The sequence below is a fragment of the Natrialba magadii ATCC 43099 genome (assembly GCF_000025625.1).
Taxonomy (GTDB): Archaea; Halobacteriota; Halobacteria; order Halobacteriales; family Natrialbaceae; genus Natrialba; species Natrialba magadii.
Window position 1 is genome coordinate 3,162,683 of sequence record NC_013922.1, and the last position, 24,948, is coordinate 3,187,630.

24 protein-coding genes are annotated in these 24,948 nt (G+C 62.8%); 10 read left to right on the forward strand and 14 right to left on the reverse strand.

Features of this window, described 5'->3' with window-relative positions:
• Positions 1-97: 97 nt before the first annotated feature.
• From NMAG_RS22195 to NMAG_RS14770, 4 genes are all read left to right on the forward strand, one after another.
• Entirely contained in the window at positions 98-274 is a 177-nt protein-coding gene (locus NMAG_RS22195) for a hypothetical protein (protein ID WP_160165656.1), read from the forward strand.
• 212 nt (positions 275-486) lie between these two features.
• Positions 487-2,667: an alpha,alpha-trehalose-phosphate synthase (UDP-forming) gene (locus NMAG_RS14760; protein ID WP_004214679.1), complete on the forward strand. Its 2,181-nt coding sequence runs from the start codon at positions 487-489 to the stop codon at positions 2,665-2,667.
• Between the two features lie 116 nt (positions 2,668-2,783).
• Entirely contained in the window at positions 2,784-3,755 is a 972-nt protein-coding gene (gene otsB, locus NMAG_RS14765) for a trehalose-phosphatase (protein WP_004214678.1), read from the forward strand.
• Positions 3,756-3,974: 219 nt separating this feature from the next.
• Positions 3,975-4,352 (forward strand): winged helix-turn-helix domain-containing protein, encoded by a 378-nt coding sequence (locus NMAG_RS14770; RefSeq protein WP_004214677.1) that lies wholly within the window; start codon positions 3,975-3,977, stop codon positions 4,350-4,352.
• A gap of 214 nt (positions 4,353-4,566) precedes the next feature.
• Here the strand turns inward: NMAG_RS14770 and NMAG_RS14775 are convergent, their stop codons facing one another.
• The 3 genes from NMAG_RS14775 to NMAG_RS14785 form a co-directional block, all read right to left on the reverse strand.
• Positions 4,567-4,857, reverse strand: coding sequence for a hypothetical protein (locus tag NMAG_RS14775; protein WP_004214675.1), 291 nt, complete (start codon positions 4,855-4,857; stop codon positions 4,567-4,569).
• Positions 4,858-5,337: 480 nt separating this feature from the next.
• A complete protein-coding gene (locus tag NMAG_RS14780) occupies positions 5,338-7,650 on the reverse strand; it encodes a bacterio-opsin activator domain-containing protein (RefSeq protein ID WP_004214673.1) in 2,313 nt (770 codons plus the stop codon).
• A 326-nt stretch (positions 7,651-7,976) separates the two neighbouring features.
• A complete protein-coding gene (locus NMAG_RS14785; protein WP_004214671.1) occupies positions 7,977-8,228 on the reverse strand; it encodes an MTH865 family protein in 252 nt (83 codons plus the stop codon).
• Positions 8,229-8,435: 207 nt separating this feature from the next.
• On the opposite strand from NMAG_RS14785, the gene NMAG_RS14790 reads away from it, so the two are divergent.
• A complete protein-coding gene (locus NMAG_RS14790) occupies positions 8,436-8,831 on the forward strand; it encodes a ribbon-helix-helix domain-containing protein (RefSeq protein WP_012996777.1) in 396 nt (131 codons plus the stop codon).
• A 42-nt stretch (positions 8,832-8,873) separates the two neighbouring features.
• Here NMAG_RS14790 and NMAG_RS14795 read toward each other — a convergent pair whose 3' ends face one another.
• From NMAG_RS14795 to NMAG_RS14810, 4 genes are all read right to left on the reverse strand, one after another.
• Positions 8,874-10,565, reverse strand: a complete 1,692-nt coding sequence (locus tag NMAG_RS14795; RefSeq protein ID WP_004214666.1) for a cobyric acid synthase — start codon at positions 10,563-10,565, stop codon at positions 8,874-8,876.
• A gap of 131 nt (positions 10,566-10,696) precedes the next feature.
• Positions 10,697-10,957 carry a hypothetical protein gene (locus NMAG_RS14800; protein WP_004214664.1) on the reverse strand — a complete coding sequence of 87 codons (261 nt, stop codon included), beginning with the start codon at positions 10,955-10,957 and terminating at the stop codon, positions 10,697-10,699.
• 138 nt (positions 10,958-11,095) lie between these two features.
• Entirely contained in the window at positions 11,096-12,670 is a 1,575-nt protein-coding gene (locus tag NMAG_RS14805; protein WP_004214662.1) for a hypothetical protein, read from the reverse strand.
• A complete protein-coding gene (locus NMAG_RS14810) occupies positions 12,667-13,425 on the reverse strand; it encodes an ABC transporter ATP-binding protein (protein WP_004214660.1) in 759 nt (252 codons plus the stop codon). The genes NMAG_RS14805 and NMAG_RS14810 overlap by 4 nt, the downstream gene beginning before the upstream one ends.
• Positions 13,426-13,592: 167 nt before the next feature.
• Here NMAG_RS14810 and NMAG_RS14815 point away from each other — a divergent pair, with 167 nt between their 5' ends.
• Complete coding sequence (locus NMAG_RS14815; protein ID WP_004214659.1) at positions 13,593-14,345, forward strand: hypothetical protein; 753 nt, start codon at positions 13,593-13,595, stop codon at positions 14,343-14,345.
• Positions 14,346-14,365: 20 nt separating this feature from the next.
• Here the strand turns inward: NMAG_RS14815 and NMAG_RS14820 are convergent, their stop codons facing one another.
• Both NMAG_RS14820 and NMAG_RS14825 read right to left on the reverse strand, forming a co-directional pair.
• Positions 14,366-15,085 carry a cob(I)yrinic acid a,c-diamide adenosyltransferase gene (locus tag NMAG_RS14820; protein ID WP_004214658.1) on the reverse strand — a complete coding sequence of 240 codons (720 nt, stop codon included), beginning with the start codon at positions 15,083-15,085 and terminating at the stop codon, positions 14,366-14,368.
• A 123-nt stretch (positions 15,086-15,208) separates the two neighbouring features.
• The gene (locus tag NMAG_RS14825) at positions 15,209-15,967 is read right to left on the reverse strand and encodes an SDR family NAD(P)-dependent oxidoreductase (RefSeq protein WP_004214656.1); all 759 of its coding nucleotides are present in this window, start codon (positions 15,965-15,967) and stop codon (positions 15,209-15,211) included.
• A gap of 168 nt (positions 15,968-16,135) precedes the next feature.
• Between NMAG_RS14825 and NMAG_RS14830 the strand changes: the two genes are divergently transcribed.
• Entirely contained in the window at positions 16,136-16,525 is a 390-nt protein-coding gene (locus tag NMAG_RS14830) for an STAS/SEC14 domain-containing protein (protein WP_004214654.1), read from the forward strand.
• Positions 16,526-16,583: 58 nt separating this feature from the next.
• Here the strand turns inward: NMAG_RS14830 and NMAG_RS14835 are convergent, their stop codons facing one another.
• From NMAG_RS14835 to NMAG_RS14855, 5 genes are all read right to left on the reverse strand, one after another.
• Positions 16,584-17,810 (reverse strand): FAD-dependent oxidoreductase, encoded by a 1,227-nt coding sequence (locus NMAG_RS14835; protein ID WP_004214653.1) that lies wholly within the window; start codon positions 17,808-17,810, stop codon positions 16,584-16,586.
• Between the two features lie 104 nt (positions 17,811-17,914).
• On the reverse strand, positions 17,915-18,448 hold the full coding sequence (gene msrA, locus NMAG_RS14840; protein WP_004214652.1) for a peptide-methionine (S)-S-oxide reductase MsrA: 534 nt from the start codon (positions 18,446-18,448) through the stop codon (positions 17,915-17,917).
• 83 nt (positions 18,449-18,531) lie between these two features.
• Positions 18,532-19,194, reverse strand: coding sequence for a 2,5-diamino-6-(ribosylamino)-4(3H)-pyrimidinone 5'-phosphate reductase (locus NMAG_RS14845; protein ID WP_004214650.1), 663 nt, complete (start codon positions 19,192-19,194; stop codon positions 18,532-18,534).
• Between the two features lie 56 nt (positions 19,195-19,250).
• Entirely contained in the window at positions 19,251-19,832 is a 582-nt protein-coding gene (locus NMAG_RS14850) for a hypothetical protein (RefSeq protein ID WP_012996778.1), read from the reverse strand.
• An 88-nt stretch (positions 19,833-19,920) separates the two neighbouring features.
• Positions 19,921-20,421, reverse strand: a complete 501-nt coding sequence (locus NMAG_RS14855; RefSeq protein WP_004214648.1) for an Lrp/AsnC family transcriptional regulator — start codon at positions 20,419-20,421, stop codon at positions 19,921-19,923.
• A 264-nt stretch (positions 20,422-20,685) separates the two neighbouring features.
• On the opposite strand from NMAG_RS14855, the gene NMAG_RS14860 reads away from it, so the two are divergent.
• The 3 genes from NMAG_RS14860 to NMAG_RS14870 all read left to right on the forward strand — a co-directional run bounded on the left by NMAG_RS14860 (position 20,686) and on the right by NMAG_RS14870 (position 24,947).
• Positions 20,686-21,675 (forward strand): alanine dehydrogenase, encoded by a 990-nt coding sequence (locus NMAG_RS14860; RefSeq protein WP_004214647.1) that lies wholly within the window; start codon positions 20,686-20,688, stop codon positions 21,673-21,675.
• Between the two features lie 111 nt (positions 21,676-21,786).
• Positions 21,787-23,103, forward strand: coding sequence for a Single-stranded DNA binding protein (locus NMAG_RS14865; RefSeq protein WP_004214646.1), 1,317 nt, complete (start codon positions 21,787-21,789; stop codon positions 23,101-23,103).
• The gene (locus tag NMAG_RS14870; RefSeq protein WP_004214645.1) at positions 23,100-24,947 is read left to right on the forward strand and encodes a hypothetical protein; all 1,848 of its coding nucleotides are present in this window, start codon (positions 23,100-23,102) and stop codon (positions 24,945-24,947) included. Before NMAG_RS14865 ends, NMAG_RS14870 begins: the two co-directional genes overlap by 4 nt.
• Position 24,948: the final 1 nt, after the last annotated feature.

Consider the following 24,948-nt stretch of genomic DNA (forward strand, 5'->3'; position numbering starts at 1 on the left):
TAAACCGAACCATATCGGACGGAACGATGCCAAACGGTCGAAAACCGTCACGGTACGGCGGTGATAACTAACCCCGATCCACCACTATCAGTGTGGCATGTCTCGATCAGAACACTCGACTATGCCGATCGGCTGCCCGGAGTGCGATTCGACAGTTGACGCCGCCGTTCCCGCCGGCCCAGGTCTCGTCGCCGACCGCGAACCAACCCGGTTACGCGGAACGGAGACAACCTGTCGCAACTGTGGGCACGAACTCGAGTTGTACTTCTACTGAGCCGGCTGTGGGCTGTGATTGGGTGTGTTTCTCGGCGTCGGGAGGGAACATGCGGCTTATTTTCGAGGGATGGCTGGTTCCGTTTATCGCCGTAGTAGACTCTCACACCGTCTGAACGGTCTGTTCAGTGGAAACAGTAGGGGGAAAGTAATAGACCACCTGCGGCTGCAGGCCACGAAGCAACCAGTGGCGACGCTGTTCTGTTTCAGCGAATGCGAGTTCCCGACGAGCAGTCGTCGACGCACACGTATAATCTTCGAGCTGACGGGTCTGGGCGAGATCACGACCGAGAACGACCGAGTGACGCTGAGTTCGAATTCGAATCTGCATCTGCATCTGAAGCTGAATCCGGCCGCGAACACGAGCACGAGTGTGAAGCCGAGTCAGATAGCGAGTCCGCAGGAACAGACGGTGACGCGACACCGGACACAGCGACGGCGTCAGCGTCGAGTTCGGATTCGGATGCGGGTTCGGACTCGGACTCGAACTCGGACTCGGACTCGGACTCGGACTCGGACTCGGACTCGGACTCGGACTCGGTTCCCGAATCAGACGCAGACCATGATCACGCGACCAACGCACGCACAATGCAGTCTTCTCCACCCACCGACTGTCCTGACTCTCTCATCGTCGTCTCGAACCGACAGCCGTACCGGCACACCTACGACGAGGAGTCGGTTGCGGACAACGACGACGAGAATGAGGATGAGGATGAGGATGAGCACGCTACAGACACGACGAACACGTCCGAGACGGACGCAACGTCGCCGCCAATCTCCGTCGACGAGCCTACCGGTGGACTAACCGCCGGACTCGACCCTGTCCTCCAGGAAGCCAACGGCACCTGGATTGCCTGGGGCGACGGTGACGCCGACTTCGACGTCACGAACCAGCGCGACTGCGTTCGCGTTCCACCAGGCGACGAGGACTACACGCTCCGGCGCATCGACCTCTCCGAGGAAGCCGTCGACGCCTACTATCGCGGGTTCAGCAACCGCGTCCTCTGGCCGCTCTGTCACGGCTTCGCCGAACTCGTCGATGAGCGTCCGAACGATCTCGAGTGGTACCGAACCGTCAACGAGCGCTTCGCTGCAGCGGTCGCCGACCACGCGAGCGACGAGTCGGTCGTCTGGCTACAGGACTACCACTTCGCACTCGCACCCCGCATGATCCGCCAGGCGATTCCCGACTCGGCGAGTATCGCCCAGTTCTGGCACATCCCCTGGCCGGCACCCGCGACGTTCGACTACTGCCCTGCCGGCGAGGAGGTACTCGAGGGACTCCTCGGCAACGACCTCCTTGGATTCCACGTCGAGCGCTACGCAAATGCGTTCCTCGACTGTGTCCGACGGTTTCTGCCGGATGCGACGGTCGACCACGAGCAGGGGACGATTCAGTACGAGGGTCAGATCACCCGCGTCGTCGCGACGCCGATGGGCGTCGACGCCGAATCGTACGACCAGCACGCACACGACGCCGACGCAGACCAGTTGCTCTCGCTGTTCGACCGCTACGATATCCCGCGGAACTCGGCGATCGGACTCGGCGTCGACCGACTCGATTACACGAAGGGGATCCCGGAGCGCTTGACTGCACTCGAGCGCTTCTTCGCCGAGAACCCGAGCTGGCACGGTGACTTCACGTTCATCCAGAAGGCAACACCGTCGCGCACTGAAATTCCGGCCTACGCGCGCCACGGCGACCTCGTCCGCAGCGAAGTCGACCGGATCAACCGCCGGTTCGGCACCGACGACTGGCAACCGATCGTCTACACCGAGGACTACGTCGAACACGACGATCTCTGTGCGCTGTATCGCCACGCCGACGTGATGATCGTCAGCCCGCTGATCGACGGCATGAACCTGGTCGCACAGGAGTACGTCGCTGCGAGCGTCGACGCCGACGGCACGCTGCTGTTGAGCGACCGTGCGGGCGCACACGAGCGTCTGAGTTCGCACGCACTCACTATCGACCCCACTGACGTACAGGGCTTCGCGACAGCCATCGACGACGCGCTTTCGATGCCACCACAGGAGCGGACAACGCGGATGAAGGCCCTCCGGTCGAACGTCTTCGACGGCGACATCGCCGACTGGATGGCAACCCAGTTCGACCTGTTGCGCCGCGTCCACGAGGGCGCGGACTCGAGTAACAGTGCGGAGCGGGTGCCACAGTCACAGAGACAGAGACAGTCGGTCTCGAAGACTGGATCGGGGAGAGAGTACGGAGTGGAATCAGAGATGAGGTCGGAATGGGAATCAGATTCTGGCACGGATGCAGACTCGGGTTCTGATTCTGATTCTGATTCAGACTCAAATTCAGATTCGGACTCGGACTCGGACTCGGACTCGGACCCGGACCCGGACTCGCGCGAACGAACCCCACCGGTGTAACGAACCCGTGTCCACCAGCCACTCCATCACTCGACCGCGAGGTCTCTCGAGCGACAACCATCCGGGAGCAACAGCCGCTGATACCCCCACTTCCGCAGTTTCCGATCCAGAGAGCCATGTCTGAGCAGCACTCATCGACCGAACCGACCCGCGAACCTGACGAGACGACCCAGCACAGTTCGACAGACGACCGCCCTACACCGCTCACCGGTGAGCACCTGCCACAGCTCCGCGCGACGCTCGCGGACGCCAGCCATCTGCTCGTCTGTCTCGACTTCGACGGCACGCTCGCGCCAATCGTCGACGACCCCGACGCCGCAGCGCCGACGGCCGCAAACGAGACCGCGGTAGCGTCGCTCGCCGCAGCCAAACCAGTCACCACCGCAATCGTCAGCGGCCGCGGTCTCAACGACGTTCGCACGCGCGTTGACGAGCCACGGATCTACGCCGGTAACCACGGCCTCGAACTCGCCTGGGACGGCGCACTCGCAATGCATCCCGCAGCCCGCGAGCGCGCTGCTCGCGTCGAGGCCGTCTGCGAAACGCTCGAGACGGTCCTCGAACCGATCCCGAACGCGCGCGTCGAAAACAAACGACTCACCGGCACTGTTCACGTCCGAACCGTTCCCGCTGGCGCGCGTCCCGTCGTCCGCCGACTCACTCGCTCTGTCGTCGAGCGTCTCGGCGGCGACGATCTCGAACTCTCACCCGGCAAACGAATCCTCGAGATCGGTCCCGATGTCGACTGGGGAAAAGGCGACGCCGTCTCGCTCATCAGTTCCGAACTCCCAGCGGAGACCGTCCCAATCTACATCGGCGACGACGTCACCGACGAATCCGCCTTCCGCGCCGTTGCGCCGGACGGAATCGGAATCAGAGTTGGTGATGACGAGCCGTCCGCTGCCAGCTACCGCGTCGACTCCCCTGACGATGTCGCGGGGGTACTCGAGTGGCTCGGTGCTGCTGGAGTGTCACTCGTTACTGAGGGGAGTGCTACTTATCCAGACCAGTCGGACGCGAGGCACGACGACGACCAGCGCTTCGAGCGAGGCCCGAAGCGCTGGTCGGTGTCGATGGCGAATGAATAGGGTGTGTGGGGTAGTGCCGGCATGGTGGAGTGCCGTACAGCAAACCGGGGTGTGGATGGGTGTTTGTAATTCACACGCCTGGCTTGCTTCCCCTTTGTTACAAAGGCTCGCCCCAACATATAGTCTTACCGATAGGGATTACCAATGGATTCTGGTGAGGCGGAGCCGAAAGTATTAGTTACCAGTGGAAATCAAGGTATAGTACGAGAGTGATTGAGAGTGAAGCTACGCCAACCAACTGACTTTCTGATCCTCGAGGCACTCGAGGACAAGGGTCGAAACGTCGCGACGAACCTGGCTGCACACACCGGAAAGAGTCGAAAGAACATCAACACGAGGCTGCCAGTTCTCGAAGATTACGGACTCGTCGAAAAGATTGGTCCGGCAGAGCGCTCCGGCCTCTACGAGATTACGTCGATGGGCAAGGCAGCACTGGTCTACCAGGATCAGTACGACGAAGTCGACGACTTCGAAGACCTTATCGAAGGACCCAGCGCCGGCGATATCGAAGTGGATGCAGACGCAGACGCACAGACTGCGTTCGTCCGCGGCGAGAACGACGATGTCGACGACGATGTCGACGCAGACGAAGAGTAAGATCAGGGGGCTGGGATTGGAGGGATCGGGATAACTACTCCCTTCAATCACTGGTAGCCATCTGTGGTCCGGCGAGCGGCTGTGGCGAAAGCAAGCTTCCTTACTGTCTGGGCACAGGTTCATACGGATCGGTACAACGCGTTACCGGTGATCGATCCGACGGGGGCAGCGATCACCAGTACAGAACGACAATGGACCGTTTCAGTCACACTGTTCAGTCACAGTTACCGTCGTCGTCCGGCGGGTCACGCCGCCGCGTATCGACGACACGCGTTGTGTCCCCATCGATTCTGATTTCGGCCCACCGCGGCAGTGAATCGGGCTCAACGGCCGCCAACAGGAGGAGCGTCTCGCCTGGCAGTTCGACGAGCCAGCGTTCTGTCCTGTGCTCGCGGAGACAGAGCTGCCAGGGACCGTGCTCGAGTTTTGCACAAACCTGTTGTTCGGTGTAGTAACGGCCGTTCGAGCCGGCGAGCACTGTTTCGAGCGGCGAGGTATCTACCACGAGTGCTCACACTCCCGCGCCCGGTCCTGTGTCGTCGTCTCTGCCCACCTTCGTTCCAGTTCTGATTGCTGCCTATTCTTGGGTTGTCCCTGTCTACGATTCCAATCTCGCACCCGGATTCGGATTCGGGCCCGGTCCCGACACGTCGCCCGAGTCCGATAAGCCGAGTGAGCCAGCCGAGTCAGCAGCACCATCGTCTCGTTACAGCCACGCCGTCCCTATCGCCGCTCGGGTTCACATAGGCGACCTTTATAGGATCTTGAGTGTCTGTCTTTCCTGAATTAGGTAGGAAGATTTTATCAGTTGACACTCATTACAGAGTGTCTCTCTTGTACGTTGACCATCGAAACTAGCCACTCGTTGGATGGAGAGCCCTAGCCCACGATCCACTCACGATCTGCTCAACTTTCGTCCCGCTCAACTCTCGTCCCGCTCAACTCTCGTCCCGCTCAACTGTTCGTCCGATCGTCCGTTCTCGCCTCACTGGCTCCCGTCGGCACCACCGCCAGCAGTGTTTCCTTCCGCGAAAAACTCCGTGAGAACCGTCTTCAACGCCTTCCGCAGATGCTGGTGCATCGTCGGCGGCGTCACTCCCAACGCCTCGGCAATCTCCTCGCCCGTACTCGAGCGCGGCCACTCGAAGAACCCGCCGAAGTACGCCAGTCGAAGGGTCGTCAACTGCCGATCCGTCAACTCGCCCAGGACCCGGTTTCGGCGCTCGATAGCGGTATGGACCGGTCGGTCGACCTCGTGGCGAGCGGTCAGTTCCGTATTCTCGTAGACGACCGATAGCGCCTCCGCGACATCACGGACGTCACCGTGCTGTGGCACCTCGACGACACAGGTGCCGACGCCGTCTTCGACCCGCACATCCCTGATCGTCGCACCGTGGTTTGCGAGCGTCCGCACGCCGGACTTGGTCAGGCGCATCTCGATCGTGCAGTGGTCGTGTCCGTCGTGGATGAGCCGACACGACTCTACTGATTCGTGTGCCGTCGCTTCCTCGAGTACGGTCTCTCCGTCGAGTCCGTCGATTCGAACGTACTGGATCGGTTGCCCGTCCGAGGTCGTTCCCGACCACTCGAGTACACACGTACAGTCGTAGGTTTCGGAGAGGTCGAACGAGAACGTCTCGCCGCCGTCGATCCGGAACTCGAGTTCGGTGACAGTGTCAGCAAACAGGAGTTGCCGGTTTTTGACGGCCATGATCGAGAAGCCCATGGTCTCGCCGAGCAGTCTGAACTCTTCCTGTTCGGTGTCAGAGAACGCCTCGGCGCGACTGGCGAGGACGGTCAGGACGCCGTAGGTCGTCTGTTCGTGGACGATTGGGACCGAGATTGCCGCGCGGACGTTGTCGGCGTGAGCGGCTTCCTGCAGTGGCTCGGGAAGGGGTTCTGTTTTGAGGATGTTGTTGACGGAGGTGATTTCGCCGGTGATTCCTGTATGTTCGGTTGGCCGTCGTTGGCGTTCTGTGGTTTTGTTGTCGGTGTTTGTGTCAGCACTTGTGTTCGTGTTAGCGCCAGTGGTGGTGTCCGTGTCCGTGTCCGTGTCCGTGTTTGTGCCTAGGTCCGTTTTGGCATTGGCATCGGCATCGGTATCAGCATCGGCATCGGTATCAGCGTCGGCATCGGCATCACCGCTCATTTCCTCGTACGGCGTCGCCGACGACAGCGCGCTCGCATCGTCCTCTAGCTTGCGAATCGCTTCGAGATAGGTCGTCGCTTCCCCCGCACCCATTCGATAACGAAACTCTCCGGCACCCGTCCGTTCGGTAATCCAACAGCCACAGTACAGTTCAGAGTTGACGAGTTCTGCACAGACTTTCCGTTCGATGGCGTCGCGCGTCGGCGCATCGACCAGCGTCTCGATCACCTGTCGGATGACCGCATTGATCCGGTTGAGCGTCTCAAGTTCGGCTTCGCGCTGTGCTCGTTCGGTAACGTCACGTGCGAGCCAGATCACCGCTCGTTTGCCGTCGATCCGCTCGTCGATCGGAACGACCCGCGCCTCGAAGAGTCGCTCTTCGCCCCTCGTCTCGGCAGGATACTCGATTGTTTGGACATCCTCGGTCTCGATGGCGCGAGTCACGCATTCAGAGAGCGACGACGCGGTTTCCTCGGGGAAAATGTCGTCCAGCGAAGCGCCGACGAGGTCGGTAGCCGGTGAGGTGTACAGTTCGGCAGATGCGGGTCGAAGCTTCGCTTCCAGGTAGATGCCGTCCTCGTCGATGACGAACGCCTCGTCGGGCAGTTCGTTGGCGATGATTCTGTGGTACTCGTCGTCAGGTGTCGATGCTGTCGGCTCGGCAACCGTCTCGAGTACGCGGTTGAGAGCATCCTCATCTGACGGGACGTACTGATCGACGTCCTGGCGGAGTGCCGCAGCCGCGAGTGCCTCGTTGCCGTCCTGTGGCGCGACGACGCGCGCCGAAGATTCGATCGCAGGATCGTGGTGACCGTCGACCCAGTCGAGGGCCGTCTCGAGTGCTGCTGGTTCGTCGACATCGATAACGACGGCATCGACATCGTCTGGCAGCCCGTTTGCCGTGCCACCCTCGGCGCGCTCGAGGTCCGCGAGCGTCCGTTCGATGATGGTCAGGTGGTCAGGTTCGATGTGTGAGGTGGCAGTGATCTCTGTGGTGGTGTCGGTGTCTGCAACTGCGGAGGCGTTAGCACCGCCAGTGCTCGACCCAGCGTCGACACCACGCTCTGAAAGAGCAACCGAAAGTCGGTGCTGTCGGTCCGCTGTCCCCGTTACACAGATGAGTGCATATCGCTGCTCCGACTGTTCCATAGACGTCTTGTGTTCAGTGTCGACGCACGCCCAACTCCGTGTCCGGTACCACCGCCGTCACGTTGTTCTTTCTATCTACTATCGGATATACAATAAAACTCGGGGTCAGTGTCGGTATTGACACGTCACCCGCCAGTCGAGAGAACGAACGTGTGGTTTGCAGTGGGGGAGCGCCTCTGATTGCCCAGGTCGGCCACCGGTCGAGCGACCGAGGCGGACAGCAGCGTGCGGTTCGTGCCGTCTCCCGTGTCGCTTCGTTTGCGCTTCGTTTGCGCTTCGTTTGCGCTTTCGCTTCGGTGGCGCTATACCGCTCCGCCGTTCTCCTGTTACAGTTCACCCTGGTCTTTGAGGTCGTCGATGATGTCATCGACGAACGTCTCTGCATCGTCGTACGGGAAGTCTCCGCCCGACGTCTTTGTGTTCAGTTCCATCGCGGTCATCGAGAACTCTCCCGACTCGAACTTCGTTCCCGGGCCGTTCGGGAGCGCGGGGACGAGGTCCATCGGACTCGAGATGGGGTAGTCAGCACCTTCGAACGCGTCGATCATCTGCTCACGGATTTCGTCTTCGTCTGCCATTGCGTCTCCCCGTTGCGTCCGATAAATAATAAATTTGTAGGTAGTTGCGTACAGGCTCCGTTCGGTCGACGCTCTCGTTCACTGGCGTTTCCTGGACTCTATTCGTTCTGATAGGCATTCTCTTTCACTCTGAACGGGGGCTGTGTGTTCCACTCAGCAAACACGTTCCCGAAACAGTAATTATGTCCCAGCGTGCACGTTGAGGACATGGCTAAAGATACCGTCAGGTACCCAGACGAGGTCGTCGATCAGATCGATGAACTCGTCGAAGACGGTATGTTCGAGAGCAAATCCGAGTTCTATCGGTTCTCCGCGGAGTACGTCCTTACGCTGGTTGACTCCGACCACGACGTCAAGACGTTCAACTTCGACGAGATTAAATCCGAACTCGACATCAGCGAGGCTGACCACGCGAAGGCGCTCGGCACAGACGGCGGGACGTTCTTTTTGGATGCCGTCATCACGGTCCGGAAACAGGGACTGCGCGGCAACTACGAGGCCGCAGAGCGCTTCATCGATTCGCACTACGAGCCGACCGATCAGGAGTGTATCATCCTCGAAGAACTGCTCGGAACGTACCGCGACGGGGCGAATAGCGCGTAACCGACCACTTCAATTCTCGGCACCGACCGCTGGCTCGTCGCACTACCCGTTTACCAGTCGTTCAACCACCTCCGCATCGACGTTCTCCCGGAGCAACGACGCCGCCCGGTCGAACGGCGACTGTCCCCTCTGCCCACCAGTTCGCGCTGTCTGCGCCCCAGTCGGGCTCGCCGGCGGCCACTCGAGTCCCCGCTCTCTCGCAACTGCCTCGAGAAACGCCGTCCGAACCCCCTCGTTGTCGAACAGCCCGTGGAGGTAGGTCCCGAGAACCAGTCCGTGTGCCGCGCTCGACTCGCCGAGCGGGCTGGCGACGGACTCGTGGTCGAGTATGCGCGTCCGCCCGGCGTGAATCTCGTAGCCCGATGCGGTGCCGGCTGCGCCGGCGAGCAAGGGGCTCGCCGCGCCGTCGACGGGGACCGTCGTCCGTTCGAGGTGTTTCGTCTCGTCGAAGCGGGTTTCGACGGGGAGGAGACCGAGACCCGGAACGGTGTCGCACTGGCTGGTGTCGGTGCTCTCGAGTGCGGCGTTCGTCAGCCGTTCGCCGAGAAGCTGGTAGCCGCCGCAGATGCCGACGATGGGACCGTCGAACGAGCGCAGTGCGTCGGCGAAGCCCGCGGCGTGGAGCGCACGGCAGTCGTCGACGGTGTTCTTGGTACCGGGGATGACGACGGCGTCGGCGGTGGCGTCGAGGTCGATCTCGATCTCGGCGCTCGCGAACGAACCGCTGGACACCGCCTCTGCGTTGGCGTTCGTCCCCGAATCGTCGACCGGGAGATAGACCACCGTAACACCCGGTTCTGCGGCGAGTGCCTCGAGATCGGTCGCGTTCGAAATCCGCGGGAGTCGCGGTACCGCGATCCGGAGGCGCTGCTCGTCGGGGACGCCATCATCGCCGCCGCGTACCCCCCGTGAATCCGCACTCGGAAGGCCAACGCTGTCCTCCTCGGGCAATCCGGGATCGTCGTACGGCAGCACGCCCAGAATCGACACGCCGGTTCGGGATTCGATCTCAGCGATGCCGGACTCGAGTAGCGACGGATCACCGCGGAACTTGGTGATGACCGCACCAACGACGCGCTCTCGGATATCGTCGGGGAGGAGTTCGATCGTCCCGTAGAGGCTGGCGAACGCGCCGCCGCGTTCGATGTCGACGAGCAGAAGGATCTCTGCGTCGGCGAAGCGGGCCGTTTCGACGTTCGCGAGGTCCTGGTCGTGGAGGTTGATTTCGGCGATGCTGCCTGCGCCTTCGGCGACGATGACGTCGTGGTCAGCGGCAAGTCGCTGGTAGGACTGTGCGGCGGCGTCGCGGGCGTCGTCCCAGTATTCTTCGTAGTAGCTGCCTGCGGGGACGTGCTCGCGGGCCTCGCCCTGAACGATGAGCTGGCTCTCGCCGTCGCCGCGCGGTTTCAACAGGATGGGATTTACGTCAGTCGTCGGTGTGAGTCGGGCCGCACGGGCCTGGGTGAACTGCGAGACGCCGATTTCGCCCCACTGGTCGGCGGCTTTCATTGTTGCACCGTCTCCAGTCGGACGCGATTCCTGCCCCTTCACTTCGCCTTCTTTTCCATCTACGCCAGCCGCCCGCACGACGACCCGCGCATTGTTGCTCATGTTCTGCGCCTTGAACGGCGCGACGGAGACACCATGGTCGGCGAGCAGGCGACAGAGGCCCGCGACGACGGTCGATTTGCCGACGTGGCTGGCGGTTCCGGCGACGAGAAGCGTCCGCGTCATTCACACCCACGTGTTCTGGCGTGGGCTATCGGCCTGTCGATTCCGGCTTGGCTGCCAGTGCCAGCTAGCTTGCTGCCGGCATCGGCTGACCTGTCAGCACCGACTGGTTCGTCGTCTCCAACGAACAGCGTTTACTCGTCGTCCTCATCGTCGCTGTCGCTCTCCTCATCAGCACCGCTTTCCTCGCCGCTCCCACGAACCTCAAGCGTCTCCTCGCTCCCGAACACGACTTTCTCCTCGGGATGTGGTTCGATGTGGCTCAGAATCTCGTGGGGAACGTAGCCGATATTGTACCCCTCCTCGTTGTGCAAGACGATTCCCTGATCGTACTCGCGAAAGTCGTAGCAGTTGATCTCCTCGTACGCGTTACCGGGTTTGTAGACGACTTTCATATTTCTCCCCTCTCCGTCCGGCCGTTTTTCCGCACTCCTTGCAGGTGAAGGGTAGTTCCAGCTGTCCGATCGGTTCTCGTGTTGAGGGGACAGGATGCCGACGAAGCGCTGAATTGGTGCACACGAGGGTTGCTCGCCTCACCTGGTATCGCCGTGGCGATACTGCTCATCCCACTTCGGCCCCGCACGACTCGAGAGCACTGCGCCAATCGCGCCGAACCCGATACCGACCCCGGCAAGCGCGAGCGCGATTTCGGGCGTCGGTGGCACGACGACGAAGCCCGCGACCAGCGCCGGGACGAGCGCAACCGCGACGCCGACGGTGAACTGCCCGAACCGGACCGAATCGAAGAGGAACTCGTTCGGATCGAAGCCGGCGATGTAGACCGTGAGGCCGTAGTAGTACAACCCGAAGCCGGCGAGCAATAACGCGCCGACGAGCGCATCGATGAGCGCCGCCTCGAACCAGCGGACTGCGGCGAGGTAGGGCACGGCCACCGCCGGCGCACCGACGAGGACGAACGCCGTCCGCTTGGCACGGAAGACGTCGGCGATCGTCACCGGATACGCGAGGTAGGACTCGAGTGCGTCGAACTGTGTGAGCCAGTTGTAGGTGGTGAACGCCGAGAGGCCGAGCACGCCGCCGAAGAAGATACCGGGGGCGGGTTCGATCCCGGTAATCTCGTGGACGACGCCGACGAGCGCAGCGACGAGCGCGAGCAGAATGCCGGCGGAGACGAACGGCTTCCAGACGCCGCCGGCGGAGCGCGAGAGGTCGAGTAGCGTCTTGACGACCAGCGGATCGTTCGCGCCGGTCGCGCCAGGGACGGTGTCGCCGAGGCTGCGAAGTCGCGCGAACTGGTCGGCCGTCGTTCGGGTCGGCTTCCCGTACGTCGGATCGTACACCGCGAGCGACGCGGTAGCAACGAGCGCAGTTGCACCCGCGAGCCCAGCGCCTGCAGAGAGCGACGCGGACTGTGGAACCACCAGCGTCTGAGCCGCCGTGAGCGTCGCTGAACCAGAGCCGAGGACACCGCTCGCGAGGGCAGCGACGGCGACGAGAGCCAGCAGCGACCACGTCGGGACGCCCCGCGTTCGCAACGCGATCAGCGCGACTGTCACGGTCATCCCGGCAGCGAAGACGAGCGAGAGCGAGAGCCATAGCGCCGCAACGTCGATCGGCGTCGTCGCCGACAGACCCGCGAGGGGAATCGCCGCGGTCGCCATCGGCAGGACGAAGACGACGGCGTAGAACAGCGCGTCCTTCACGAGGAAGATACCGAGCAGTCGTCGCCGTGAGAGCGGGAGTGTCGCAGCCGTTCCAAGGACGAGCGAGAGGCCGCCGAAGACGTTCTCGAGCATGCTCGAGCCCGCGAAGCCGGCGGTGCCGCTGTAGAGTCCGAAGCCGAGCGCGAGGACGTGGAGACCAAGCACGACCGTCGAGGCGGCGGTTCCCGTCTCTACGAGTGCAACCGTCGCGCCCGCGGCGAGCACGGCGATCAGCAGCGGGAAGGAGAGAAAGCGCCCGCCGCCGAACAGCTGGGTGTGCAGCCGCCACTCCTCGCGCAGCAGTGCGGCGAACAGCAGCCGGTTCGTCCCGTCGCCGACGAGGCTCGAGCCGCCGCGCTGAGGGCCGGTGCTATCTTGCTGGTAGCCGGAACTCCCTCGCTGGCCCTGTGCAGGTGACGGCGTGTCAGTACCGGCCCCGCTCATGTCTGGATCGCGTCCCGCTCGAGTGACGGGAGATCACGCGCGTTCGCATCGTCGACGTGGTCGAGGAACGTCTCGAGGAGGTCGTCGCTCGTCTCGTTCGCAACCGAGCGTTCGGTGACGATTTTGCCGTCGGCGACGATGCCGACGCGGGTGCAGATATCCGCCGCGACGTCGATGTTGTGCGTCGAGACGAAGACGGCGTTGTCCGCTGCGGCGTAGCTCGTGAGGAACTGCTTGACCTGCTCCTGGACGAGCGGGTCCAGATTCGCCAGTGGCTCGTCGATGAGCACCAGGTCGGGTTCGTGGAGGAACGCCTGGGCGATCATCACCTTCTGCTGCTGGCCCCGTGAGAGGTCGGTGTGGAGCGTCTCGAGTTTGCTCTCGAAGCCGAGCCGTTCGGCCCAGCGGTCGATGCCGTCCGCGACGACCGCCGCGTCGAGGTCGCGCACGTCACCGACGAACTCGAGATACTCCCGTGGCGTGAGAAAGCTCGGCGGTGTCGCCTGTTCGGGGAGGATGCCGACGCGCGTTCGCGTTTCGATCGGCGCTGTCGTCGGATCGGTTCCGAGCACGTCGATTGTGCCCTCGTCGGGGACGATCTGACCGGTCAGCGAGCGGATCGTGGTCGTCTTCCCGGCACCGTTGGGGCCGAGAAAGCCGAACAGTTCCCCGCGCTCGACGTCGAAGGACATGCCGTCGACAGCCCGAACGTCGCCGTACGACTTGCGCAACTCGTCGACTCGAAGGACTCCCATCAGTATCAGCTGACCGATCGTTCACAGTGACTGGTAATAACTGTGCTGGCACCAGTTTCTGTCATACCGGTTTGGTTTTGTGCTATCGCTCCCAGGCGGGGATGTCCGAGTTTTGTACGCTGTAGGTAATCCCGAAAATACATGGTAATGCATACTATTCGTCATGTATGACTGTTCGGTGGTCCATCCTCACCCTCCTCCTTCTCGGGATCAGCCTCGCGTTCGTCGGCGTCGGGCTGTCTGACAGCGCCTATGCCTCACCGTACGAGGACCCGAGCGAGTACCCACACTACATCGCACCCGAATCGACGGCAACGTTCGAAACGCACGTCGACGACGCTAACCGGGACGAACCGATTCCCGTCGACGAGTTCTCCCCACTGGCCCAGGAGTTCATCGAACGGACACTCGAGGAAGGGACCAACAGCGGGGCAACACAGGGGGAGGTTCCCTACTGGGAACCGAACGTCTGTACGGATGTCGTGATCTACTGCGCCGACGGCTACGAAGCGCCCCCATCCTCGTTCGAGTATCACGACGCCGAAAATGGGGCGGTTCTGTTCGAAGACGGCGACGAAGTGTTCCTCTTGCTGACGTACGACGCGTCACAGGACTCCGGAACACCGTGGCACTTCGATGACTGGTTCGAGGGTGTCGTTCCAGCGCTGACGCTGTTTCTTCCGGCGCTCGGTCTCGGCGCGTTCGCTGTGAAGACACAGCCCTCGACGCGAACGACCGTCCGTGTCTCCGGGTTCGGAATCGCTCTCCTACTGCTGGCTCTCGGGACGCCGTATTTCGTCATGGCCGGTGTGAGCCGGACAGTCCTCGTTTTCGTTGGAATCCTCGGTTCGGCCGTCTTCCTCGCATTCCTCGGACAGCTCGTTCGTCGCTCTGCTGGCTCGAGTCCGACTAGCGCGTGAGGTGCACACCGACGATTCAGCTAGAATTCCGTCCCGCGACGAGCCCGCTGCCCAGCCTCGATTGGATGCTTCTGCTTGCGAACGTTCGTCATCAGATCCACCCGCTCCGCCAGATACGTCGGCTCCTCGTGACCGCCGGAGAGGACCAACTCGAGTCCGTCTGGTTTCGCATCCAGTAGCTCGTGCACGTCGGCTTCACTGATCAGGCCGCGCTCGGCGGCGTAGAGCACCTCGTCCAGAATCAGCATGTGGACGCCGTCGGCCGGGTCGCCCTCGAGTGCGAGCGGCGCGCTGAGGTCGGCCTCGGCCGCCGCGTCGATGACCTCGCGGGCGCGCTCAAGTCCGGCCTGTGCTTCGGCCTCGTGCTGGGCTTCGTCGCTGCCGTCGGCCATCCCGTGCCAGCCGTAGTGGCCCAGATTCTCGTAGCTGATCCCCGGCAGGGCGTCGATCGCGTTGTACTCGCCGCGGACGGCGTCGACGCTCGACGCGCCGCCCTTCATGAACTGGAGGACGTGCACGCGGTAGCCGTGGCCCGCAGCGCGCATCCCCATCCCGAGCGTCGCCGTCGTCTTCCCCTTGCCGTCGCCCCACCAGACCTGCACGAGTCCGAACTCCTCGGGGGCGTCGGCCTCGATCCGCTCGGCTTCGGGCGTCCGTCCCTGGCCAGGGGTGTTCTCGAGTACCGATTCGCTTGGCGGCTGCTCCTCGCTCATAGCCCAGTCGTCGGCGTGGGTGTACATGTAGTTACTCCTCGCCGGGCATCGTTCGAATTCCCAGTTTCCAGCGGTTTGGGTTCTAGCGGCTCGATCTTGGCCATCTGAAACGTTGCGGGCGAGAGTAGAAGGGTGAGCGTAACCAGTGCGTTACTGGGAGAGGTAGCCGCCTTCAACGGGGAGCGTCACACCAGTAACGCGCGAGGAGAGATCCGAGCCGAGGAAGAGTACGGCGTTCGCGATTTCCTCGGGCTCTGCGAGACCTGGCATCGGTTCGGTTTCCTCGAACTGTTCTTCCATCTCGGGGTGTTCCTCGATCGTTCGCTCGATCATCTCGGTGCGGACGATACCGGGTGCGACTGCGTTCGCGCGGATGCCCTCCTCTGCGTACTCGATGGCCGCGTACCGGGTGAGCTGGCCGACTGCGGCCTTCGCCGCACCGTAGCCGCTGTACTGGGGCACGGCGACCTCGCCGCCGATCGAGGAGGCGCTGATGATCGAGCCGCCGCCGTCCTCGAGCATCGCCTTGATGCCGTACTTCATCCCGTACCAGACGCCCTTGAGGTTGACGTCGATAACCTGCTCGAAGGCGTCGTTCTCGTAGTCGTCGAGTCGTGCGACTGGCCCCTCGATGGCGGCGTTGTTGAACAGCACGTCGAGACCGCCGTACTCGTCGACGGCGGTGTCGACCATCACCTGGGCATCGTCGAGGTCCGAAACATCCGTCTCGACAAACGTCGCTTCGCCACCATCGTCCGTGATCGTCTCGACGGTCGCTCGTCCGCCCTCAGCGTCCACGTCTGCGACGACGACCGACGCGCCGTGGTCGGCGAACGTCGTCGCCGTCGTTCGTCCGATGCCGGAGCCAGCGCCTGTGATGACTGCAACGCGGTCGTCAACGAGAGTCATGAGTTATTAATTCACACTATCGATAGATAGATGTTTGGTGTGTCGTGGTAATCCACGACAATACGCTCTACAGTCACCCAGGGACCAAGATACAGGTTCACATTCAATTACCACTTCTATTATGTTTGGCGAGAATATTTATTTAGAATGTTCATAATTACTTCTGTAATGGCATACTACGACCGCGATCATCTGACGATCGAGTGGGACAACGATCTCGAGACTGTCCTCATGAACTGGCAGGCATTCGCGAAAGGTGATGACTACCGGGACGGCCTCGATGCCGGCCTCGACCTCGCGATCGAGCACGGTGCGGAAAACTGGCTCGCCGACCTCCGGGATCTGGGGACAGTCACCCAGGACGACCGCGACTGGACCCACGACGACTGGCACCCGCGCGCGTTCGAGTCCTCGCTCCAGAACATGGCGATCGTCCAGCCTGCAAGCGTCGTCAGCAACATGTCCGTCGAGGAGATGGTAACCGAAGTCGGCGAGAACACGACATCACGTATCTTCGATAATCGAGACGACGCACGCGAGTGGCTGCGTAACCAGTAACCAGTAACCAGTAATCCAGGTCTTCGGGGACAAGGGTGTCCGACCACGTACTCACTCCTCACCCATCCTGATCGACCAGATCAGCATCCGTCGGCCCACGGCCATCGAACTCGTCGACGAACGCATCGAGTTCGCTCGCCGACGAGGCACCGATCAGTTCTCGCCCGGCCGTCGTACTCGAGTTCCCCACCCCAAGCCGATCCGCAACCAGATCGGAAACGGACTCGGCCATCCGCCGGTACGTGGTGAGTTTGCCGCCGACGATACTGACGAAGTTGGCGACGCCGTCCTCGGCGTGATCGAGTTGAACGAACCCGCGCGAGATACCGCGGCCGCCGCGAGCCGCCTCGTCGGGTTCGTACAGCGGGCGGATGCCCCACCACGTCCGAACCTGTGGGGCGTCGGCCACGGCGGGGAGCATCGTCGCACACTCGCGGATCGTCCGCTCGACTTCCTGCTGGTCGCGCTCGAACTCGTCGAGATCGTCGACCGGCACGCTCGTCGTCCCGAGCACGACCTCGTCGTCGTGCGGAACGATGATATCGCCGTCCGCTGGATCCCGACAGCGATTGAGCACCGGTTCGAGGCCGTCGTGGTCGACCGAAACCATCACGCCTCGCGTCGGGCGCATTTCCACTGTCACGCCCGCCATTGCTGCGACCGCGCCGGCGTGTGGCCCCGTCGCGTTGACAACGAATTCGGGTTCGACGACGGTCTCTGCTGCGCCGCCGAGCGAAACCGAGTCGATGCGCTCGCCCTCGAGTACCATCGATTCCACCGGTGCGTGTGTCAGAATGCGAGCGCCGTGTTCGCGAGCGTCGGCGGCAGTAGCCGCGACCAGCCGCGAGGGGAGGACGACGGCGTCCGGCACCCACATCGCGCGTTCGACAGCTGCGGCGAGTCCGGACACCGCCTCCCGCGCGTCGTCGCCGTCGACGACTTCGACCGGAATGCCCAGTTCCTCGCAGGCCGCACGTTTCTCGTCGAAGTACGCCGAGTCGTCGCCGGCCACTTGCACGAAGAGACCGCGAGTCTCTCGGATGCACTCGCCCGCAATCTCCCGCAGGATTTGGTTCTCCTCGAGGCACTCGAGTGCACCCTCGGCGTCGGCTTCGGCGTAGCGGGCGCCGCTGTGAAGGAGGCCGTGTGAGCGCCCGGTGGTGCCGGCCGAGAGGCCGCCGCGTTCGGCGAGTGTGACGTCGACGCCGCGAAGGGTGAGGTCGCGGGCGATTCCAGTTCCGGTTGCGCCGCCGCCGATGACGAGGACGTCGGTTGTGATGGGCATTGCGTGTACCAGTGCGTATTAGCAGGTTTCAGTGATGTCGTGCCATAACAGGAACCAACTCTTCCGAAGCTGTCACGGCGACAAACTCCCTCAGTCCGTGTCCGCTACTGCGTCGCCGTCGCATCCGACCCAAACTGCTCGCGCACCTTCTCGACCTTCGGTGCCGCATGCATCGAACAATACGCGTCGTTCGGGTTCTTCTCGAAGTAATCCTGATGATACTCCTCGGCCTCGTAGAACGTCTCGAGTGGCTCGATTTCGGTAACGATCCCCTCGTACAGCCCTTCGTCTTCGAGTGCCGCCGCAAACGCCTCGGCCGTCTCGAGTTGGTCCTCGTCGTGAGCGTAGATCGCAGAGCGGTACTGCGAGCCGATATCCGGCCCCTCTCGATCCTTCGTCGTCGGGTTGTGAATCGTGAAGAAGACTTCGAGCAGGTCCTCGTAGGCGATCTGGTCCGGCTCGTACTCGAGTTGGACGACTTCCGCGTGACCAGTCTCGCCGGAGCAGACCGCTTCGTAGGTGGGGTTCTCGGTGTGGCCGCCGGCGTAGCCGGAGGTGACGGACTCGATGCCGTCGAGGGCCTTGAACGCGGCTTCGACACACCAGAAGCAACCGCCGCCGAAGGTGGCTCGTTCCATGTGCTGGGGTATGTGATGCGTGAGGAAAGGTGTGACGGGATACGGGACGGTGGGAGACCACGTGGTGGGCGGCAAGAATCCAGTTAGTCCGCGACGCGCCACGTCAGTAACACACCGCCGTCGAGGCGCTCGACCTCGCCCAACTCGAGTTCGGGAAAGTTCTCAACGAAGCCATCGCCGTCGGCCAGCGTCGGCGCGTCCCGCCCGCCGATCACTTTGGGGCCGACGAACACCGAAAGGTCGTCGACCAGGCCCGCCTCGAACAGCGAGAAGATGAGTTCGCCGCCGCCCTCGACCATCACCCGTTCTATGCCCTGTTCCTGCAGCGCGGCGAACGCCCGCAGGAGGTCGACTCGCTCCTCGCCCGCAGTGATGAGGTCGGCGTGCTCGGCGAGCGCCGCTCGCTGCTCGACCGGCGCTGCGTCGCTCACGCAGACGTAGGTCGTCGCGGCGTCGTCGAGGACTTCGGCGGAGGATGGCGTCCGTGCACTCGAGTCCACGACGACGCGAGCGGGGTTCGCTGGCTTGCCGTTGGTTCGGCGCTCATCACGAAGGTTCTCGTCCTTGACGGTGAGGTGTGGGTCATCCGCGAGAACGGTGCCGACGCCGACGACGACGGCGTCGCTGTCGGCGCGGAGTCGGTCGACGCGGTCGAAGTCTGCGTCACCGCTGATGGCGATCTGTTCGCGCCGGCGCGAGGAGAGTTTCCCGTCCGCGCTCATGGCGGCGTTGACGACGACGTGCATACGTCCGCTGTGGTGGGGATCCCCAAGAAGATGGTGTGTTTCGGCCGACAGGGAGCTCAGCCGTTGTATGCTTCTTCGAACACTTCCTCGTTGTCGCGTCCATCGACGACGGTTACCTCGACCGTAGTCAGGTGAGCATCGTCGACAGAGACTCGAACGAGTCCTGCCGGGAACATCGGTGCTTGGTCGCCTTCTTCTGCGTTGTCCCCGATTGCTCTCACCGTCCCAACGAGTGTATCCCCAGACAGCGTTAGATTCTCCACCTCGATTTCAGACTGGTTGGTCAGTGGCCATTCCGTTACGACGTAGATCAGGAGTTCGGACTCGAAGTCAGTCGCGTCGATGAACGCTTCGTTCGTCGAACGGCGATCAGCGAGCGGACCCAGATCCAGCGGTACGCTACGATATGCCTCCTTCGATGACTCGTACAGTTCTACTGCCCCAACTGAGGACTCGGTATCGAAGCGAAGTGAGGAGGCGTGCGTAGCGAGCACTGCCCCCAGCTGGTGGGTATCATAGCCGACGTCGCTTCCAGCCGTGGCTGAGCCTTCATTGTTGGAAGAGCCACCCTGTAGACAGCCGGCTGTCGCGAACGACAGAGACGCACCGATTGTCGTTAGAATATGGCGACGCTTCATAGGCGTTTTTTACACAGTAGTATACATGAACGTTGTCACCACTCAAAACAGTGTTTCAGCTTGGAGCGATTCAGTGAGTGGAAACAGCCTACCGCTCCTGATCGAGTAGTTCGTCGACCAGCGTTTCCATCGAGTACTGCTGCAGTGGCTCGTGGCCGTCCCGGAGCGTGCTGATCGTGAACGTCGATTTCGTGCGCACGACGCCGTCCATCGACTCGAACTCGCTCACCAGCGACTCCACCATCGAGCGATCCGAGAGCTGCGAGATAGCGATGAAGTCCGTATCCCCGGCCGCGAAGTAGACCTGCGTCACGCCGTCGATCTCGAGGAGACGGTCGCCCACGTCCTCGCGGTAGCCCTCGCCGTGTTCGGCGATGACCTCGACGATGAAGGTGATGGGAAAGCCCAGTGCGGCCATGTCGATGTCGTAGTGGTCGTTGCGGATGATGCCCCGCTCCTGGAGGGAGTCGATCCGATAGTGCACCGTCGAGAGCGGAACGTTCGTCAACTCGGCGATTCGCTCGGGGCTGCGCGTTTCCTCGTCCGCGATGGCCTTCAGAATACGGAGATCCTTCCTGTCGACGTCCATACGCGGTCCTCACCGTCCAGCCCCACAAGCACTCCGGTTGTGTTAGAGTATTCTCTAACTGCCTGCTGTCGGCCATTCTTGCGAGCTGTCTGTGTTCCGTACTTTTGACGCAGCTCGCGGACGTTCGAAGGATTTATGCAATTTATTGTTATTGCAGTATCCTTCAACACTGGATCGATATGGGCTATAGAGTTGGAGTCCCATACAACTATTTCAGCCATCGTAGGAAGAAAGACTAAGTAGTGGCCGTGACATCGATACTGCATGGCAGACGCACCCACGGGAACCCGAATTATCGACAGCGACGCAGTCACTGAACTCGTCGACCACGAGGAAGCGATCGACGCCGTCGAAGCGGCGTTTCAGGCCCACGCGACGGGCGACGCACAGATGCCGGCGAAGTCCTACATCGACATTACAGAAGAGAACGGCGACTTTCGATCCATGCCGGCCGCCGTCGGCGAGGGTGCCGGCGTAAAGTGGGTCAACGTCCACCCGGACAACCCCGAGCGCTTCGGCCTTCCGACCGTCATGGGACTCGTCGTCTACAGCGACCCAGCTTCCGGTTACCCGCTCGCCGTCATCGACGGTACGAACCTCACCCGCATCCGCACCGGAGCCGCAGCAGGTGTCGCGACGGACCACCTCGCACGTGAGGACGCAGAGACGCTCGGCCTGCTCGGTGCCGGCCAGCAGTCTCACACCCAGCTTGCGGCGATTGCGGCCGTACGAGACCTCTCGGAAGTCGTCGTCGCCGACCTCGACGACGAGGCCATCGAGCGGTTCATCGAGGCAGAATCCGACCGAGACCTCACCGTTCGCGGCGGCTCCCCCGAGGAGGTCGCCGGCTGTGACGTTATCTCGACGACGACCCCATCCCGCGAGCCGATCCTCCGCGAGGAGTGGGTCGAGCCAGGAACGCACATCAACGCGATGGGCGCGGACGCCGAGGGCAAGCAGGAACTGGCGACCGATCTGCTTCTCTCGGCCGACGTGGTCATCGACGACTGGGAACAGTGCTCGCACTCCGGCGAAATCAACGTCCCAACCGCTGCAGGCGACTTCGAACGCGACGACGTCTACGGCCTCCTCGGCGATCTCGTCGACAGCGAGCAGGGTCGCCCGGACGCTGAAGCAGTCACTATCTTCGACTCCACTGGCCTCGCGATTCAGGACACCGCAGTCGGCTCCGTCGTCTACGAGGCTGCGGTCGCGGACGATGTCGGGACGGTTACCCAAATCGTCGACCAGTAATCCTCGTTTCGGCACCCGATCTTCTTTCTGACCGCCGTCTCCAGTCAGCGGCCACACCACTTTCACCCCGCTGCGGGAACGCTTTTGAAGCCCCCACACGAAAGGCAAATGATGGAACTCGACGATCATGCCGAGGATCTCGCCTCCGACCTCGGTGTTGACAAAGAGGAGGTCAAATCCGACCTGCAGAACCTCGTGGAGTACAGCGTTCCGATCGACGAAGCCACACAGAGTCTTCGCCGCAAATACGGCGACGGCTCGAGTGGTGGGGGCGGCGCGCCCTCGAGTAAGAACATCGGCGAGATCACGCCCGACGACGGCAACGTCACGGTCACCGGCATCGTGCTGACCGCTGGCAAGCGCTCGATCCGCTACCAGGGCTCCGACCACGTCATTGTGGAGGGCGAACTCGCCGACGAAACCGGGACAATCGATTACACGGCCTGGGAGGACTTCGGCCTCTCGGCGGGCGATACGATCACCGCCGGCAACGCCGGCGTCCGCGAGTGGGACGGCGAACCGGAACTCAACCTCGGTGAGAGCACCTCGCTCTCGTTTGTCGACGACCCGATCGAGATCGACGCGACGATCGGCGGCAACGCAACCCTCGCCGACCTGCAGACCGGCGACCGGGCCGTCTCCGTCGAGGTCGACGTAGTCGAGTGCGAGCGCCGAACGATCGACGGCCGCGACGGCGAGACGGATATCCTGAGCGGCGTCTTTGGTGACGAGAGCGGCCGGCTCCCGTTCACGAACTGGGACCCAGCCCCCGAAATCGAGGAAGGAGACCCAGTCAGAATCGAGAACGCCTACGTCCAGGAGTTCCGTGGGGTTCCCGAGGTCAACGTCTCGGAGTTCTCGACCGTGAGTGCGATCGACCGCGAAATCGATGTCGGCGCTGACACCACCTCGATGGACGTCGGCGAGGCTGTCCACACGGGCGGCATCTACGACGTCGAGGTCGCTGGCAACGTGATCGAAGTGCGTGATGGCTCCGGACTGATTCAGCGCTGTCCGGAGTGCTACCGCGTCATCCAGAAGGGCCAATGCCGGACCCACGGCGACGTCGACGGCATCGACGACCTTCGCGTGAAGGCGATCCTCGACGATGGGACGGGCTCCGTAACGGTCGTCCTCGACGACGAAATTACCGAGGACGTCTACGGCGGGACGCTGGACGATGCACTCGAGCAGGCCCGCGAGGCGATGGATCAGTCGGTCGTCGCCGACACGATTCGTGACAACATCGTTGGCCACGAGTATACCGTCCGCGGCCACCTCTCGGTCGACGAGTACGGTGCGAATCTGGACGCAGAGCAGTTCGGCGAGAGCGACGACGACCCGCAGGCACGTGCGAGTGCGTTCCTCGCGGACGTCGATAGCAGGACAGACGATGGTGTCGCCGCGGACGAGGAGGTGGACGCATGAGCGCGAACGGGTCCGATGACGACGAGATTCCGGGGCGAGAGATTGCCTACCGACTCTTCGCGGCGGAGTACGACGATGCCGAGTTCTCCTACGCCGAAAGCGACGAGGAGCGCGCACCGAACTACGTCGTGTCTCCCACCGGCGCACGGCTCAACCGCATGTTCGCCGTCGGGACGCTCACCGAGATCACCTCGGTCAACGACGAAATGCTTCGCGCCCGGATCGTCGACCCGACCGGCGCGTTCGTCGTCTACGCCGGACAGTACCAGCCCGAAGCACTGGCAGTTCTCGAACAGCTCGCCCCACCCGCGTTCATCGCGGTCTCGGGCAAGGCTCGAACGTTCGAACCCGAGGACGGCGACCGCGTCTACACCTCGATCCGACCGGAGAGCATCGCCGAAGTCGACGCCGCGACCCGCGACCGCTGGGTCGTCAGCACGGCCGAGCAGACGCTCGACCGGATCGGCACCTACGCCGAAGCTGCGACGGTCGATGCCCACGGCGACGCGCTGACGGACGCACTTCACGAGGCCGGCGTCGAGTCCGGGCTCGCAGCCGGCATCCCGCTCGCACAGGACCACTACGGCACGACGCCGGCATACCTCGCGGCGCTTCGCGACTGTGCCACTGAAGCGGTCGAGGTCGTCGCAGACGAGCGCGACGAGGTCAGCGGCTTTTCGATACAGCCCGACGCGAGTGGCAGTGGTGACGTGGCGTTCGACACACTCACCTCGCTCGCGGCTGTCGACGGCCAGGACCTCGACCTCGAGGCTCACACACCCACGGCTCCAGCCGAGACGGGAGCGACGGACGAGGCTGGCGAGCAGGACCCAGAGCCCGAGCCAGAACCGATCGCGGCAACGGCCGACGCGAGCGACGAAACCGCAGCCGCAGCAGGCACCGCGACCACGAGCGAACCGGAGACGGCTGCCGTCGAGTTCGACGAGTCTGCGGGGGACTCGAGTACGAGTCCTGCCGACGCCGAGGATGAGTCCGGAACTGCGGTCGAGGCGGAGACCGAATCTGAATCTGAACCGGAGTCTGCGTCTGTGCCGGAGTCAGAATCAGAGTCGGAACTGGAGGCAGAAGCGGAGTCCGAGTCCGAGCCAGTAGCCGAGACGGAGTCCGAGATCGACTCTGAATCCGACTCTGAATCCGAGCCGGAGCCCGAGTCCGAACCAGCGCCCGAGGGAGAGGCCGAAGCTGCGGCTGACTCGGACGACGCCCTCGGCGACTTCGACGGCGGCGACCCCGGTATGTACGAGATGGACGAGGAGGAACGCGAGCAGATCGAAGACGAGTTCGGCACCGAGTTCACGACGGGTGCCGAGGTCGACGAACCTGGTGAGGCGGATATCGACGTGCCGTCGGATGGGGACGACACAAGCGACGAGCCGGAACCAGCATCGGATGAGTCGCCAACTGGCGAGGCATCGACCGCTGCAGACGACGAACTCGGCGAGCCGCCAGCGTCGACGGTTGACGATGACGCTGCTGACGAGCCAGCAGCGGATACGAATGACGAGACAGACGAGGCAGACGAGACCGTCGAGCCTGACGAAACAGCGGACGCCGAGTCCGACGCCGACCAGACTGAATCGGACAGCGACGACGCAAGCGACGAACCGGCGGACGAACCCGCTGAAGACGTCGACCTGCAGGAGTACGTCGTCGACACCATGCAAGACCTCGACGACGGCACCGGCGCTGACCGTACGGAACTCGTCGACACTGTCGCTGCCGACACCGGAGCGTCCGAGGCAGACGTCGAAGACGCCATTCAGGACGCACTCATGGGCGGCCAGTGTTACGAACCGGACGACGAGACGCTGAAAGCGATCTAAC

Coding starts and splice junctions, on each gene's coding strand:
- NMAG_RS14865 (WP_004214646.1), top strand. CDS start 21,787: ATGGAACTCGACGATCATGCCGAGGATCTCGCCTCCGACCTCGGTGTT.
- NMAG_RS14860 (WP_004214647.1), top strand. CDS start 20,686: ATGGCAGACGCACCCACGGGAACCCGAATTATCGACAGCGACGCAGTC.
- NMAG_RS22195 (WP_160165656.1), top strand. CDS start 98: ATGTCTCGATCAGAACACTCGACTATGCCGATCGGCTGCCCGGAGTGC.
- NMAG_RS14800 (WP_004214664.1), bottom strand. CDS start 10,957: ATGAAAGTCGTCTACAAACCCGGTAACGCGTACGAGGAGATCAACTGC.
- NMAG_RS14870 (WP_004214645.1), top strand. CDS start 23,100: ATGAGCGCGAACGGGTCCGATGACGACGAGATTCCGGGGCGAGAGATT.
- otsB (WP_004214678.1), top strand. CDS start 2,784: ATGTCTGAGCAGCACTCATCGACCGAACCGACCCGCGAACCTGACGAG.
- NMAG_RS14855 (WP_004214648.1), bottom strand. CDS start 20,421: ATGGACGTCGACAGGAAGGATCTCCGTATTCTGAAGGCCATCGCGGAC.
- NMAG_RS14845 (WP_004214650.1), bottom strand. CDS start 19,194: ATGCACGTCGTCGTCAACGCCGCCATGAGCGCGGACGGGAAACTCTCC.
- msrA (WP_004214652.1), bottom strand. CDS start 18,448: ATGGAACGAGCCACCTTCGGCGGCGGTTGCTTCTGGTGTGTCGAAGCC.
- NMAG_RS14830 (WP_004214654.1), top strand. CDS start 16,136: ATGGCATACTACGACCGCGATCATCTGACGATCGAGTGGGACAACGAT.
- NMAG_RS14790 (WP_012996777.1), top strand. CDS start 8,436: ATGGCTAAAGATACCGTCAGGTACCCAGACGAGGTCGTCGATCAGATC.
- NMAG_RS14795 (WP_004214666.1), bottom strand. CDS start 10,565: ATGACGCGGACGCTTCTCGTCGCCGGAACCGCCAGCCACGTCGGCAAA.
- NMAG_RS14850 (WP_012996778.1), bottom strand. CDS start 19,832: ATGAAGCGTCGCCATATTCTAACGACAATCGGTGCGTCTCTGTCGTTC.
- NMAG_RS14805 (WP_004214662.1), bottom strand. CDS start 12,670: ATGAGCGGGGCCGGTACTGACACGCCGTCACCTGCACAGGGCCAGCGA.
- NMAG_RS14780 (WP_004214673.1), bottom strand. CDS start 7,650: ATGGAACAGTCGGAGCAGCGATATGCACTCATCTGTGTAACGGGGACA.
- NMAG_RS14760 (WP_004214679.1), top strand. CDS start 487: ATGCGAGTTCCCGACGAGCAGTCGTCGACGCACACGTATAATCTTCGA.
- NMAG_RS14810 (WP_004214660.1), bottom strand. CDS start 13,425: ATGGGAGTCCTTCGAGTCGACGAGTTGCGCAAGTCGTACGGCGACGTT.
- NMAG_RS14785 (WP_004214671.1), bottom strand. CDS start 8,228: ATGGCAGACGAAGACGAAATCCGTGAGCAGATGATCGACGCGTTCGAA.
- NMAG_RS14820 (WP_004214658.1), bottom strand. CDS start 15,085: ATGTACACCCACGCCGACGACTGGGCTATGAGCGAGGAGCAGCCGCCA.
- NMAG_RS14815 (WP_004214659.1), top strand. CDS start 13,593: ATGACTGTTCGGTGGTCCATCCTCACCCTCCTCCTTCTCGGGATCAGC.
- NMAG_RS14835 (WP_004214653.1), bottom strand. CDS start 17,810: ATGCCCATCACAACCGACGTCCTCGTCATCGGCGGCGGCGCAACCGGA.
- NMAG_RS14825 (WP_004214656.1), bottom strand. CDS start 15,967: ATGACTCTCGTTGACGACCGCGTTGCAGTCATCACAGGCGCTGGCTCC.